A 13,315-nucleotide genomic window follows, 5' to 3' on the forward strand; every position below is an offset into this window, starting at 1 on the left:
GGCCCGCCACGGCGGCGCGGTTAATTCCGATCTAAGGAAGACTTGCGCCGCCCCACAACCGGCCCGCCTTCCCGGCGACGGGGAAACCGATCGGCGTGCGGGGCGCCGAGTCAGTCGTCCGCGGGCCGCTGGCGGGGCCAGCGCCGGCTGCCGGTCTTCTGCTCCCGGGCCATGCGGCCGACCAGGCCGAACCGGCTCACCTGCCGGGGTGTCGCCTCGGGGTCGGCGAGCAGCATCACCACGCTCGCCCCGCCCAGCCGGGCCCGGTCGATGCTCACGGAGCCGTTCGCCTGCAACGCCACCCGCTTGGCGATGTCCAGCCCCAGCCCCGTCGAGCCCCGGTCGCTGGCGCCCCGGCGCAGGGCCCGGTCCGGGTTGGCGATCCCCGGGCCGGCGTCGTCGATGCGGATGGCCACGTACCCGTCGCGGCGGGAGACCGCCACCTCGAACGCGGTGCCCTGCGGGGTGTAGCGGAAGACGTTGCCGATCACCGCGTCCAGCGCGGCGGCCAGCTCGGCCCGGGGCACCGGCGCGGGGATGCGCAGCTGGGCGCCGCTGACCCGGTGCGGGCGGTTCTGGTCGCCGGCCAGGGCGGCCCAGAACACCATCCGGTCCCGCACCACCTCGCTCACGTCGCACATCGCCGGCCCGGCCTCGTGCGCGACCGCCTTGCGGGTGGTCTTGATCAGCATGTCGATCTCGCCCTCGAGGGTGACGATCGCCTGCCGGATCCGCCGGATGCCGCGACGGCGGTCCAGCTCCGCCTCGCTGAACGAGCCGACGCTGGTGTCGTCGGACTCCAGCGCCTCCGCGTCCAGCCGCAGCACGGTCAGCGGGGTACGCAGCCGGTGCGACAGGTCCGCGACCAGTTCCCGCTCGTCGGTGCGGGCCGCGTCCAGCCGGTCGGCCATCCGGTTGAAGGCCTGCCCGGCCTCGGCCAGCTCCCGTGGGCCGCTCGGGTCGACGCGTACGCCCTGGTCGCCGTCGCCGATCGCGAGCGCCGCCCGGACCAGGCCCCGGGCCGAGTCGACCGCGCGGGCGGCGACCCGGTCGACCACCAGCACCGTGGCGCCCACCAGGGCGGCGGCCACCCCGAGCAGCAGCAGCCACCGGCTGTTGCCGGCCAGCGTCGACTCGGGCACGAAGACCTCGACCACGGCCGTGGTGTCGCCGAGCACCACCGGGTCCAGCCGGAGCACGCCACCCTCGACGTCGACGACCACGGAGCGCCGCTCGGCCCGCGCCCGCTCCAGGCTCGCGGCGTCGGCCCGGGCCGTGGACTCGTCCACCCCCAGCCCGTGCACGACGGGCCGGGTGGCCGGATCGTCGCCGCTGGCCGCCACCGCGCGCCGCACCACGGCGGGGTCGGTGCTGACGGCGAGCGCGCCCGTCACCAGCGCGCTGCGCCGGGCCGCGTCCGCGATCGCCTCCTCGCGCGCCCGGTCGCCGAGACCGACGGCGAGCGGGACGAGGAACGCGAGCGCGACCAGGGTGCACATGCCGGCCGTGAGCAGGGCCAGCGACGGCCTCAGTCCGGCGCCACCAGCCGGAAGCCGACCCCCCGCACGGTGCGCAGGTAGCGCGGCTTCGCCGCGGACTCGCCCATTTTGCGGCGCAGCCAGTACAGGTGAACGTCGATGGTCTGGTCCTCGCCGACCGATGGCTGCCGCCATACCTCCTCCAGAAGTTCCCGGCGGGACACTACCCGGCCCGGCCGGGCGGCGAGATAGGCCAGCAGGTCGAATTCCTTGCGGGTCAGCGCCAGCGGTTCGCCGTCGAGGTGGGCGCTGCGCTCGCCGACGTCCACCCGCAACCCGCCGACGCTGTGCACGGCCGGTTGCACCGTCCGGCTGGCCCGCCCGGCCCGGCGCAGCACAGTGGTGATCCGCGCGTCGAGGTGCGCGCCGGTGAACGGCTTGACCATGTAGTCGTCGGCCCCGGCGCGCAGCAGCCGCACCACCGACTGCTCGTCGTCGCGGGCGGTGGCGATGATGATCGGCACGTCGGTGATGCCGCGCAGCATCCGCAGCGCGTCCGAGCCGTCGAGGTCGGGCAGCCCGAGGTCGAGCACCACGAGATCGGGGGTCTCGGCCGCCACCCGGCGCAGCGCGTCCAGCGCCGTGCCGACGGCGTGCACGGCGTGCCCCCGGTCGGCGAGGGACCGCAGCATCGCGCCGCGTACGACATGGTCGTCTTCGACCAGGAGCACGGTGGCCACAGCAAGACCGTACTCGCGGTGGCAAGTCGATCGCGTTTGCGGCGCACGGGGCAAAGGGGCAAGCTGGTACAACGATGTCCTTCACGCTCTTTCCCGACACCCGGCTCGCGCTCGCCCGGGACTCGCTCGCCGGCCTGTCGGTCGGCGACGCGCTCGGCTCACAGTTCTTCGTCCCCGGCCGGCATCCCGGCGACCTGGCCGCCGGGAAGCTGCCCCCGCCGCCGTGGCAGTGGACCGACGACACCGAGATGGCCTGCTCGGTGGTCGCCGCCCTCGCCGACACCGGCCGCATCGACTCCGACGCCCTCGCCACGGCCTTCGCCGAGCGCTGCGAGCCCTACCGGGGCTACGGGCCGGGTGCCGTGACCATCCTGCGGCTGATCCGCACCGGCACGCCGTGGCCGGTGGCGGCCGCCTCGGCCTTCGACGGGCAGGGCTCCTGCGGCAACGGCGCGGCCATGCGGGTCGGCCCGCTGGGCGCGTGGTTCGCCGACTCCACCGCGCGGGCGGCGGCACAGGCCCGGGCGTCGGCCGAGGTGACCCACGCGCACCCGGAGGGCGTCGCCGGCGCGGTGGCGGTCGCGGTGGCCGCGTCGATGGCCGCCCGTGCCCGCCTCGACGGCCACCGGCCCGTCCCGGCCCGGCTGCTGGCCGGCGTGAGCGCCGCGCTGGACCCGGCCACCGAGGTGCACCGGGGCGTACGCCGGGCGGCCGGCCTGCTCGACCGGTCGGTCCCCGAGGCCGCCGACGTGCTCGGCAACGGCTCCCGGGTCACCGCCCAGGACACCGTCGCCTTCACCTGCTGGGTCGCCGCCGTGCACCTGGACGACTACCCGGCGGCGATCCGCGCCTGCGTCGAGGCCGGCGGGGACGTCGACACCACCGCCGCGATCGTCGGGTCGGTGGTGGCCGCGCACACCGGGGTCGGCACCCCGGGCGGGGTGCCGACCGACTGGCTGGCCGCCCGCGAACCCCTGCCGGGCTGGGCCGGCTGATCCTGGCGGCGCTGGGCCGGCTGATCCTGGCGGCGCCGCTCCCCGGCGTCGACGGGGGCCGGCGACCGATAGCATCGCAGGAGCCGAACGTTCGGCGTCATCCGTGCCGTCTGCTGGAGGAGTCACCGTGTCCGCACCCCGTACCCCCGCCGTGGCCGACCCCGTCGTCGTCGCCGCCGGGACCACGGCGGCCGACGCGGTGGCCGCGGCCGGTCTGCCCGCGTCCGGCCCGAAGGCGATCGTGGTGGTCCGCGACCCGCAGGGCCAACTGCGCGACCTCGACTGGGCCCCGCCGGTCGACACCGAGGTGGAGCCCGTCAGCCTCGACTCGCCGGACGGGCTCGACGTGCTGCGGCACTCCTGCGCGCACGTGCTCGCCCAGGCCGTGCAGGACGTCTTCCCGGAGGCCAGGCTCGGCATCGGCCCGCCCATCGAGAACGGCTTCTACTACGACTTCGCCGTCGACAAGCCGTTCCAGCCGGACGACCTCGGCAGGCTCGAGAAGCGGATGCAGGAGATCGTCAAGTCCGGCCAGCGGTTCCGTCGTCGGCGCTTCGGCAACCTGGACGAGGCGAAGGCCGAGCTGGCCGCCGAGCCGTTCAAGCTGGAGCTCATCGAGGTCAAGGGCGAAGGGCTGGACACCTCCGAGGTGATGGAGGTGGGCGGCGGCGAGCTGACCATCTACGACAACCTCGCCGCCAACGAGGACAAGGTCTGCTGGTCGGACCTGTGCCGGGGCCCGCACCTGCCGAACACCCGGCTGATCGGCGCGTTCAAGCTGATGCGCTCGGCCGCCGCGTACTGGCGCGGGTCGGAGAAGAACCCGCAGCTCCAGCGGGTCTACGGCACCGCCTGGCCGACCCGCGACGGGCTGAAGGCGTACCTGAAGCTGCTGGAGGAGGCCGCGCGGCGCGACCACCGCAAGCTCGGCGCGGACCTGGACCTGTTCAGCTTCCCCGACGAGATCGGCAGCGGCCTGGCGGTCTTCCACCCCAAGGGCGGCATCATCCGCCGCGAGCTGGAGAACTACTCGCGCCGCCGGCACGAGGAGGCGGGCTACGAGTTCGTCAACACCCCGCACATCACCAAGGCGCAGCTCTTCGAGACCTCGGGGCACCTGCAGTGGTACGCCGACGGCATGTACCCGCCCATGGAGATGGAGGGGGCGAACTACTACCTCAAGCCGATGAACTGCCCCTTCCACAACCTGATCTTCCGGTCCCGGGGGCGGTCCTACCGGGAGCTGCCGCTGCGGTTGTTCGAGTTCGGTTCCGTCTACCGGTTCGAGAAGTCCGGCGTGGTGCACGGCCTGACCCGGGTGCGCGGCATGACCCAGGACGACGCGCACATCTACTGCACCCAGGAGCAGATGGCCGGCGAGCTGAAGTCGCTGCTGTCGTTCGTGCTGGACCTGCTGCGCGACTACGGGCTCGACGACTTCTACCTGGAGCTGTCCACCCGGAACCCGGAGAAGTCGGTCGGCACCGACGAGAACTGGGAGCGGGCCACCGAGGCCCTGCGCTCCGCCGCCGAGGAGTCCGGGCTGGACCTGGTGCCGGACCCCGCCGGCGCGGCCTTCTACGGCCCGAAGATCTCGGTGCAGGCCAAGGACGCCATCGGCCGGACCTGGCAGATGTCCACCATCCAGGTCGACTTCAACCTGCCGGAGCGCTTCGGGCTGGAGTTCCAGGCCGCCGACGGCACGCGGCAGCGGCCGGTGATGATCCACCGGGCGCTCTTCGGCTCGATCGAGCGCTTCTTCGGGGTGCTCACCGAGCACTACGCGGGCGCGTTCCCGGCCTGGCTGGCGCCGGTGCAGGTGGTCGGCATCCCGATCCGCGAGGACCACACCGACTATCTGCACGGCTTCGTCGCCGCGCTGCGCGCCGAGGGCGTCCGCGCCCAGGTCGACGCGGGCGACGACCGGATGCAGAAGAAGATCCGCACCGCCCAGCAGCAGAAGATCCCGTTCATGGTGATCGCCGGTGACGACGACGTGGCCGCCGGCACCGTCTCGTTCCGCTACCGGGACGGCTCGCAGCGCAACGGGGTGCCGGTCGCCGACGCGGTGGCCCACGTGCTCGACGTGGTCGGCACCCGGACCAACGTCGGTCCGTCCGCCGCCTGACCCGCCACGCACCGAAGGCCCCCCGCACCGCTTGGGATCCAGCGGCGCGGGGGGCCTTCGTCGACGGGTCGTCAGATGTCAGATCCCGCAGGACGGCGCGGACCAGCCGCCGACCGCCCCGAGGTGGACGTGGTCGTTGTGACCCGGGTAGCCGGGGCCGAGGATGTTGCGGAAGCCGTGGTAGCGGGCCTGCTGGGCGAGCCGGCAGAACGAGGGCGAGCCGACCAGGTCGACGCCGTCGCCGTAGAGGTGCCGGCTGTTGGAGGCCCCGCCGACCGCGCTGTTGCAGGAGTAACTGCGGAAGCCGCTGCTGATGTTGATCGACACGCTGCCGAGGGCCTTGCGCATGGCCTGGAGCTTCCACATCGACACCAGCGCGTTGAACCGGGCGGTGCTGGCGGAGACCGCGCCGCCGGACCAGGTGCTGTTGCACCGGTTCAGCTCGGCGTAGCTGAAGTTGACCGGGGTGCAGTCGTTGTCCTGGAGCTCGTAGAGCTTGGCCTGGGTCGCCGGGCCGGCGATGCCGTCGGCGGCGAGTCCGTAGGCCTGCTGGAAGCGGATCACGGCGGACCGGGTGGCCGGGCCGTACGATCCGTCGAGGCCGAGCACCGCGTTGTAGCCGGGGTAGCCGGAGAGCCGGATCTGGAGCTGTCGGACGTCGTCGCCGGTCATCCCCTGCCGCAGGACGCGTCCCCAGGTGTAGCAGCCGTCGGCGTGTGCCGCGCTGCCGGTCGCCGCCACCCCGACGAGGGCGGTGGCCGCGGCGAGGGCGCAGGCGGCGAGCGCGCGACCGATCCGGCGGAATGCGGTTCTCACGGTGACTCCCATCGACGGGGGATGATGTACGCGGTTGGATTCTTCATTCACGTTCATGACTTGGTCAAGAACCTTCACCCCCTATCCGCCCCCCTGAACGACCCCGGCCGGCAGGGGGCGCCGAGGGCGGGGAGCGGGCCGGCGTACGGCGTCGGGAGCGGCACCCACCGGGAACGTAGGATCGGTGGCGTGACTGGGGTGGAACGGCACATGGACAGCGGCATGGCCGACGACCTGGAGCGGCTCTGGACTCCGCACCGGATGACCTACATCTCCGGGGAGGACCGGCCCGAGGGCGGCTACGAGCGGCCCGCCGGCTGCCCGTTCTGCCGGGCCCCGGGGCTGCCGCCGGAGCAGAGCCTGGTGGTGGCCCGGGGCGAGCACGTGTTCGCGGTGCTCAACCTCTATCCCTACAACCCCGGGCACCTGCTGGTCTGCCCCTACCGACACGTCGCCGACTACACCGAACTCGACCTGGCCGAGACCACCGAGCTGGCGGCGTTCACCCAGACCGCCATGCGGGTGGTGCGCAAGGTGAGCAACGCCCACGGATTCAACCTGGGCATGAACCAGGGCGGCGTGGCCGGCGCGGGCATCGCCGCGCACCTGCACCAGCACGTGGTGCCCCGCTGGGGCGGGGACGCCAACTTCATGCCCGTCATCGGGCGGACGAAGGTCCTGCCGCAGCTGCTCACCGACACCCGCGACCTGTTCACCCGGGCCTGGCCGACCTGACCCGCCGGTCGGGTCGCCGGTGAACTTCGCGCCCCGGGCCGGTGCGCGAGGTGGCACGATCTGGCGATGGCAGTGACGACGCGGACGTTGGGTCGCAGCGGCATCGAGGTCAGCGCCCTCGGCATGGGGTGCTGGGCGATCGGCGGCCCCTGGGCCGAGGGCGCCCGGCCGCTGGGCTGGGGCGCCGTCGACGACGACGAGTCGGTCCGCGCGATCCGGCACGCGCTCGACCTCGGGGTGACGCTCTTCGACACCGCCGACACCTACGGGGCCGGGCACGGGGAGCGGGTGCTCGGCCGGGCCCTCGCCGGCCGGCGCGACGACGCCGTCATCGCCACCAAGTGGGGCTACACCTTCGACGAGGCCGCCCGCCAGGCCACCGGCGAGGACTGCTCCCCGGCGTACCTGCGGCAGGCCGTCGCGCGCTCGTTGCGCCGGTTGGGCACCGACCGGATCGACCTCTACCAGCTACACCTCGCGGACCTGCCGGTGCCCCGCGCCGAGGCGCTCGTGGGAACCCTGGAGGACCTGGTCGCCGAGGGACTGATCCGGGCGTACGGCTGGAGCACCGACCGCCCCGACCGGGCCGCCGCGTTCGGCCGGGGCGCCCGGCACGCCACCGCCGTGCAGCACACGCTGTCGGTGCTGCGGGACGCCCCCGAACTGCTCGCCGTCTGCGACAAGTACGACCTCGCCAGCGTCAACCGGGCACCACTGGGCATGGGGCTGCTCTCCGGCAAGTACACGGCCGGCTCCACGCTGCCCCGCGACGACGTACGCGGGGGCGCCCCCGGTTGGTTGGAGTGGTTCCGGGGCGGCCGGCCGGCGCCGGAGTGGCTGCGCCGCGTCACCGCCGTACGGGCCGCGTTGACCGCCGACGGACGTACCCTCGCGCAGGGCGCGCTCGGCTGGCTCTGGGCGCGCAGCGACCGTACGGTGCCGATTCCCGGCTGTCGCACCGTGGCCCAGGTGACGGAGAACGCCGGCGCCCTGCACCGGGGTCCGCTGCCGGCCGACCAGTTCGCCGAGGTGGAGCGCCAACTGGCTGCCCTGCGGTCGGCCGCCCTGCGCGACGCCGACCGCCCCCACTGGCCGAGCCCGACCCTCCCCACCGCCCGCCCCTGACGGGGGTGTCGGGTCGGTCCGACCCACCCGGACACGACTGCGGGTACGACCGTGACGTCGCGCCGGACCTGGACGGCCGGCGGTGTGGTCCCTCGTCCTAGGGGTGGGTGGTGGAAGTGGTGCGCAGTTGGTCGGCCAGGTGGGTGGGCATCGGGTCGTAGCGGACGAAGTGGCGGCGGAACGTGCCGGTGCCCGAGGTCATCGAGCGCAGCTCGGCCGCGTAGCGGAGCAGTTCCGTGGCGGGCACCTCGGCGTGGACGACGGTGCGCCCCTCCGCCTCGGGGTCGGCCTCGGTGCCGAGCACCCGGCCCCGCCGGCCGGACAGGTCGCCCAGCACCGCGCCCAGCGAGGAGTCGGGCACCCGGAGCACCACCTCGTCGACCGGCTCCAGCAGCGCCGGCTGTCCCTTCCCGGCGGCGTCGCGCAGCGCCAGCGCCCCGGCGGTCTGGAAGGCCGCGTCGGAGGAGTCGACGCTGTGCGCCCTGCCGTCGACGAGGGTCACCCGCAGGTCCACCACCGGGTGGCCGGCGACCAGGCCGCGCTCCATCTGGGCGCGTACGCCCTTCTCGACGGAGGGAACGTAGTTGTGCGGCACCGCCCCGCCGACCACCCGGTCGACGAACTCGAAGCCGGCGCCGGGCGGCAGCGGCTCGACCTCGATGTCGCAGACGGCGTACTGGCCGTGGCCGCCGGACTGCTTGACGTGCCGGCCGTGCCCCTTCGCCGGTACGGTCAGCGTCTCGCGCAGCGCGATCCGGACCGGCTCGGTGTCCAGCTGCACCCCGCCGGCTCGCAAACGCTCCAGCACCACGTCGGCGTGCGCCTCGCCCAGGCACCAGAGCACCTGCTGGTGGGTCTCGGGGTTGCGCTCCAGCCGCAGGGTCGGGTCGGCGGCGACGAGGCGGGCCAGGTTGCGGGCGAGGGCGTCCTCGTCGGCGCGGCGGTGGGCCACGACGGCCACCGGCAGCAGCGGCTCGGGCATCTCCCAGGGGGCGATCAGCAGCGGGTCGTCCTTGGCGGAGATGGTGTCGCCGGTCTCCGCGCTGCCCGACTTGGTGAGCGCGCAGATGTCGCCGGCCACGCAGGCGCCCACCTCGCGCAGGCTCGCGCCCAGCGGCGAGTAGACGTGGCCGACCCGCTCGTCGGCGTCGTGGTCGGGGTGGCCCTGCTCGGCCATCCCGTGCCCGCAGATGTGCACGGTCTGCTCGGGCCGCAGCGTGCCGGAGAAGACCCGGACCAGGGAGACCCGGCCGACGTGCCGGTCGACGGTCGTCTTGACCACCTCGGCGACCAGCGGGCCGTCCGGGTCGCAGGTCAGCGGCGGCCGGGGGGAGCCGTCCACCCCGGCTACGGCGGGCACCTCGTGCTCCAGCGGCGAGGGGAAGCCGGCGGTGAGCACCTCCAGCAGCACGTCCAGCCCCACGCCGGTCACCGCGCAGACCGGCACCACGGGGTAGAAGTGGCCGCGGGCCACCGCCTTCTCCAGGTCGTCGACGAGCACGTCGGTGCCGATCTCCTCGCCGGAGAGGTAGCGGTCCATCAGGGACTCGTCCTCGCTCTCGGCGATGATCCCCTCGATCAGCTCGTCGCGGGACTCGACGATGGCGGGCAGGTGCTCCGGGTCCGGCTCGCGTACCTGCGCCGGCAGGCCGGCGGTGTAGTCGAAGACCCGGCGGGTGATCAGGCTGAGCAGGCCGACGGTGGAGACCCCGTCGTCGCCGAGCATCGGCAGGTGCAGTGGGAGCACGTTGTCGCCGAAGACCCGCTGGCACAGCGCCACGGCCTCGTCGAAGTCGGCGCGCGGGTGGTCCAGCCGGGCGACGGCGACCGCCCGGGGCATGTCGACCGCCGCGCACTCCTCCCAGAGGGCGGCGGTGGCGGCGTCCATCCCGTCGAAGGCGGAGACCACGAACAGCGCCGCGTCGGCGGCCCGCAGCCCGGCCCGCAGTTCGCCCACGAAGTCGGCGTATCCGGGGGTGTCGAGCAGGTTGACCTTGACCCCGCCGTGCAGCAGCGGCGCGCAGGCCAGACTCACCGAACGCTGCTGGCGTACGGCTGCCGGGTCGTGGTCGCAGACGGTGGTGCCGGCGGCGACGTCGCCGGCCCGGGCGATGGTGCCGCTCGCGGCGAGCAGCGCCTCGACCAGCGTGGTCTTGCCCGCTCCGGAGTGCCCGACGAGCACCACGTTGCGGATCCTGCCGGGCTCGGTCACCGCCGGCGCGCCGCCGACGGCCCCCTTCTCCTGACTCTTCTGCGCCATGGGGCGCACCTCCCTCAGCCGTGGTTGGTGGCGACCGCCGCGCGCGACGGGGAAGCGGCCCGTGCGGGTTCCGCGGCGACATCCTCCGGTGCGGTGCCGGGTCGCGGGTAGTCAACGGGCGGGCGGGTGAGCTGGCTCACGTCCCCGGCTCGATCCCACACCCGATCCGGGGCCGGCACAAGGCTCCGTTTCCGCGGGTCGCGGGACCGGCCGTACCGCTGCTGACACGCGGACCGTTATCGTGGGACCGCCATGGCGAAGATCTTCCAAGTGTCGGCCCGCGCGGGGATGACCCGCGTCGTCGAGCCGGTCGCACGCCGCCTGCTCCGAGCGGGCGTAACTCCCAACGCGGTCACCGTGGCGGGCACCCTCGGGGTGCTCGTCGGTGCGCTCGGCTTCGGTGCCCGCGGTCATCTGGTCGCCGGGGCCCTGATAGTCACCTTCTTTGCGCTCACCGACCTGCTCGACGGGACGATGGCCCGGATGAGCGGCGGCGCCACGAAGTTCGGGGCGTTCCTCGACTCGAGCATGGACCGGGTCGCCGACAGCGCGGTCTTCGGCGCGGTGGCGTACTGGCTGGCCACCCAGCACCAGTATTCCGGCGTCGCCGCCGCGCTGCTCTGCCTGGCCGCCGGCGGGCTGGTCTCCTATGTCAAGGCCCGCGCCGAGGGGCTCGGCATGACCTGCAACGTGGGCATCGCCGAGCGCACCGAACGGCTGCTCATCGTCGGCGTCGGCGGGCTGCTCACCGGCTTCGGCGTCGAGCCCGCGCTGGAGGTCGCGCTCTGGCTGCTGGCCGCCGTGTCGATCTTCACCGTCGGGCAGCGGATGGCGCACGTGTACCGCCAGGCCCAGCGGGTGCACACCCCGGGCGGCCAGGGGTGAGCGCGACACCCGCCGGTCGGCCGTGGCCGGGGGGCCGGCGCCGGTGAACCTCACCGAGCTCGGCTACGTCGCCGGGTGGCGCGTCATCCGCGCGCTGCCCCGGCCCGTCGCGGCGGCGGCGTTCCGGGCGGGCGCCGACCGCGCCCACCGTCGCGGCGGCGGCGGTACGGCCCGACTGCGCGCGAACCTGCGTCGGGTGGTCGGCCCCGACCTGCCGGAGGCCGAACTCGACGAGCTGGTCCGCCGTGGCCTGCGCTCGTACGCCCGGTACTGGCTGGAGGCGTTCCGGCTGCCCGCGCTCAGCCGGACGGAGATCCTGGCCGGTTTCCGGCTCGACGGCGAGGAGAAGCTCGCCGCCGACGTGGCGGCCGGCCGGGGCGCGGTGGTGGCGCTGCCGCACGCCGGCAACTGGGACGCCGCCGGCGCCTGGGTCGCGGCGACCGGCTGGCCGATCACCACCGTCGCGGAGCGGCTCCGGCCCGAGGGCGTCTACCAGCGGTTCCTCGCCTTCCGCCGGAGCCTGGGCATGGAGATCCTGCCCACCCACGGCGGCGGACGCAACGCCTTCGACGTGCTGGTCGACCGGGTCCGGGCCGGCACGGTGGTGCCCCTGCTGGCCGACCGTGATCTCTCCGCGCGGGGCGTGGAGGTCGAGTTCTTCGGCCATCGCACCCGGATGCCCCCGGGCCCGGCCCTGCTGGCGCTGCGCACCGGAGCGCCGCTCTACGTGGCCTCGATGTGGTACGAGACGGACGCGGCGTGCGCATCGATCGAGGGACCGCTGCCGCTGCCCGGCCCGCAGGAGGGACCGCTCGACCAGCGGGTCCGGTCGCTGACCCAGCGGATCGCCGACGGTCTGGCGGCGGGCATCGCCCGGCATCCGGAAGACTGGCACATGTTGCAGCGGATGTGGCTGGACCAGCACGGCACGGGTGGCGGCGCCGCCCTGCCCTCCCCGGCCGCCGGACAGGCGTGAGGGAGGCGTTTACACGTGCGCATCGGCATCGTGTGCCCGTACTCCTTCGACGTGCCCGGTGGGGTGCAGAACCACGTCATGGACCTCGCCGAGGCGCTGATCGGGCTCGGGCACGAGGTGAGCGTGCTGGCCCCGGCCGACGAGGACTCCCCACTGCCGCCGTACGTGGTGCCGGCGGGCCGGGCCCTGCCGCTGCCGTACAACGGCTCGGTGGCCCGGATCGCCTTCGGCCCGGTCTCCACCGCGCGGGTGCGGCGGTGGATCATCCGGGGCGAGTTCGACGTGCTGCACGTGCACGAGCCGCTGACGCTGAGCCTGTCGCTGCTGGCGGTGCTCTCCGCGCGCGGGCCGGTGGTGGCCACCTTCCACACGGCGATGACCCGGTCGCGGGCGCTGGCCGCGGCGCAGGGGGTGCTCCAGATCGTGCTGGAGCGGATCACGGCCCGGATCGCGGTGAGCGCCCTGGCGCGCAAGGTGCAGGTCGAGCACATGGACGGCGGCGCGGTGGAGATCCCCAACGGGGTGGCCGTCGCGAAGTTCAGCCACGCGCTGCCCCTGCCGGGCTGGCCGGGAGAGTGCGGGCCGGGCCGCGACGGCGCGATCGGGTTCCTCGGCCGGTTCACCGAGGCCCGCAAGGGCTTCCCGATCCTCCGGGACGCCTTCGTGGAGCTGGCCCGGCAGCGTCCCGGCCTGCGGCTGCTGGTGGCCGGCCCCGGCGACGCCGACGACCTGTTCGGGAGGTTCCCGGCCGAGCTGCGTGACCGGGTGACCTTCCTCGGGCTGGTCTCCGAGGAGGACAAGGCACGCATGCTGCGCAGCGTGCACCTCTACGTGGCGCCGAATACCGGCGGCGAGTCCTTCGGCATGATCCTCACCGAGGCGCTCGCGGCGGGCACGACCGTCGTCGCCAGCGACCTCGACGCGTTCCGGCGCGTCCTCGACGGCGGTCGGGCCGGCCGGCTCTTCCCGACCGGGGACCCGGCGGCGCTGCGTACCGGCCTGGCCGACCTGCTCGACGATCCCGACGCCCGGGCCGTGCTGAGCGCCTGCGGCGACCAGGTGGTGGCCACCTTCGACTGGCCCGTGGTCGCCCGGCGGGTGCTGGAGGTGTACGCGGCGGCGATCGAGGCCACCGACGGGCGGGTCATGGACACCGAATGGGTGGGGCTGGACTGAC

General features: G+C 74.2%; 11 protein-coding genes. 7 read left to right on the plus strand and 4 right to left on the minus strand.

Annotated features, from left to right (window positions below; all coding sequences use genetic code 11):
• Window positions 1–110: 110 nt before the first annotated feature.
• Together KBX06_RS11815 and KBX06_RS11820 are read right to left on the minus strand one after the other, a co-directional pair.
• Window positions 111–1,499, minus strand: a complete 1,389-nt coding sequence (locus KBX06_RS11815; RefSeq protein WP_210834522.1) for a HAMP domain-containing sensor histidine kinase — start codon at window positions 1,497–1,499, stop codon at window positions 111–113.
• A 29-nt stretch (window positions 1,500–1,528) separates the two neighbouring features.
• Window positions 1,529–2,218 (minus strand): response regulator transcription factor, encoded by a 690-nt coding sequence (locus KBX06_RS11820; protein ID WP_089001050.1) that lies wholly within the window; start codon window positions 2,216–2,218, stop codon window positions 1,529–1,531.
• 74 nt (window positions 2,219–2,292) lie between these two features.
• On the opposite strand from KBX06_RS11820, the gene KBX06_RS11825 reads away from it, so the two are divergent.
• The gene (locus KBX06_RS11825) at window positions 2,293–3,213 is read left to right on the plus strand and encodes an ADP-ribosylglycohydrolase family protein (protein ID WP_210834523.1); all 921 of its coding nucleotides are present in this window, start codon (window positions 2,293–2,295) and stop codon (window positions 3,211–3,213) included.
• A gap of 127 nt (window positions 3,214–3,340) precedes the next feature.
• Window positions 3,341–5,341 carry a threonine--tRNA ligase gene (gene thrS / locus KBX06_RS11830; RefSeq protein WP_210834524.1) on the plus strand — a complete coding sequence of 667 codons (2,001 nt, stop codon included), beginning with the start codon at window positions 3,341–3,343 and terminating at the stop codon, window positions 5,339–5,341.
• Window positions 5,342–5,419: 78 nt separating this feature from the next.
• On the opposite strand, the gene KBX06_RS28350 is transcribed toward thrS, so the two are convergent.
• Window positions 5,420–6,169 (minus strand): D-Ala-D-Ala carboxypeptidase family metallohydrolase, encoded by a 750-nt coding sequence (locus KBX06_RS28350; RefSeq protein WP_374225619.1) that lies wholly within the window; start codon window positions 6,167–6,169, stop codon window positions 5,420–5,422.
• 210 nt (window positions 6,170–6,379) lie between these two features.
• Here KBX06_RS28350 and KBX06_RS11840 point away from each other — a divergent pair, with 210 nt between their 5' ends.
• The gene (locus tag KBX06_RS11840) at window positions 6,380–6,892 is read left to right on the plus strand and encodes an HIT domain-containing protein (protein ID WP_210834665.1); all 513 of its coding nucleotides are present in this window, start codon (window positions 6,380–6,382) and stop codon (window positions 6,890–6,892) included.
• Between the two features lie 66 nt (window positions 6,893–6,958).
• Window positions 6,959–8,017 carry an aldo/keto reductase gene (locus KBX06_RS11845; RefSeq protein ID WP_210834526.1) on the plus strand — a complete coding sequence of 353 codons (1,059 nt, stop codon included), beginning with the start codon at window positions 6,959–6,961 and terminating at the stop codon, window positions 8,015–8,017.
• Window positions 8,018–8,114: 97 nt separating this feature from the next.
• On the opposite strand, the gene KBX06_RS11850 is transcribed toward KBX06_RS11845, so the two are convergent.
• Window positions 8,115–10,277 carry an elongation factor G-like protein EF-G2 gene (locus tag KBX06_RS11850; protein ID WP_210834527.1) on the minus strand — a complete coding sequence of 721 codons (2,163 nt, stop codon included), beginning with the start codon at window positions 10,275–10,277 and terminating at the stop codon, window positions 8,115–8,117.
• Window positions 10,278–10,529: 252 nt separating this feature from the next.
• Between KBX06_RS11850 and pgsA the strand changes: the two genes are divergently transcribed.
• The 3 genes from pgsA to KBX06_RS11865 are packed head-to-tail and all read left to right on the plus strand — an operon-like array spanning window position 10,530 to window position 13,314.
• A complete protein-coding gene (gene pgsA, locus KBX06_RS11855; protein ID WP_210834528.1) occupies window positions 10,530–11,162 on the plus strand; it encodes a phosphatidylinositol phosphate synthase in 633 nt (210 codons plus the stop codon).
• A 43-nt stretch (window positions 11,163–11,205) separates the two neighbouring features.
• A complete protein-coding gene (locus KBX06_RS11860; RefSeq protein WP_210834529.1) occupies window positions 11,206–12,138 on the plus strand; it encodes a phosphatidylinositol mannoside acyltransferase in 933 nt (310 codons plus the stop codon).
• Between the two features lie 15 nt (window positions 12,139–12,153).
• Entirely contained in the window at window positions 12,154–13,314 is a 1,161-nt protein-coding gene (locus KBX06_RS11865) for a glycosyltransferase family 4 protein (RefSeq protein ID WP_210834530.1), read from the plus strand.
• Window position 13,315 lies beyond the last annotated feature (1 nt).

This window comes from Micromonospora sp. C31, assembly GCF_018070575.1.
Lineage (GTDB): Bacteria > Actinomycetota > Actinomycetes > Mycobacteriales > Micromonosporaceae > Micromonospora.

Coding starts and splice junctions, on each gene's coding strand:
- KBX06_RS11845 (WP_210834526.1), top strand. CDS start 6,959: ATGGCAGTGACGACGCGGACGTTGGGTCGCAGCGGCATCGAGGTCAGC.
- pgsA (WP_210834528.1), top strand. CDS start 10,530: ATGGCGAAGATCTTCCAAGTGTCGGCCCGCGCGGGGATGACCCGCGTC.
- KBX06_RS11850 (WP_210834527.1), bottom strand. CDS start 10,277: ATGGCGCAGAAGAGTCAGGAGAAGGGGGCCGTCGGCGGCGCGCCGGCG.
- KBX06_RS11825 (WP_210834523.1), top strand. CDS start 2,293: ATGTCCTTCACGCTCTTTCCCGACACCCGGCTCGCGCTCGCCCGGGAC.
- KBX06_RS11840 (WP_210834665.1), top strand. CDS start 6,380: ATGGCCGACGACCTGGAGCGGCTCTGGACTCCGCACCGGATGACCTAC.
- KBX06_RS11815 (WP_210834522.1), bottom strand. CDS start 1,499: ATGTGCACCCTGGTCGCGCTCGCGTTCCTCGTCCCGCTCGCCGTCGGT.
- KBX06_RS28350 (WP_374225619.1), bottom strand. CDS start 6,169: ATGGGAGTCACCGTGAGAACCGCATTCCGCCGGATCGGTCGCGCGCTC.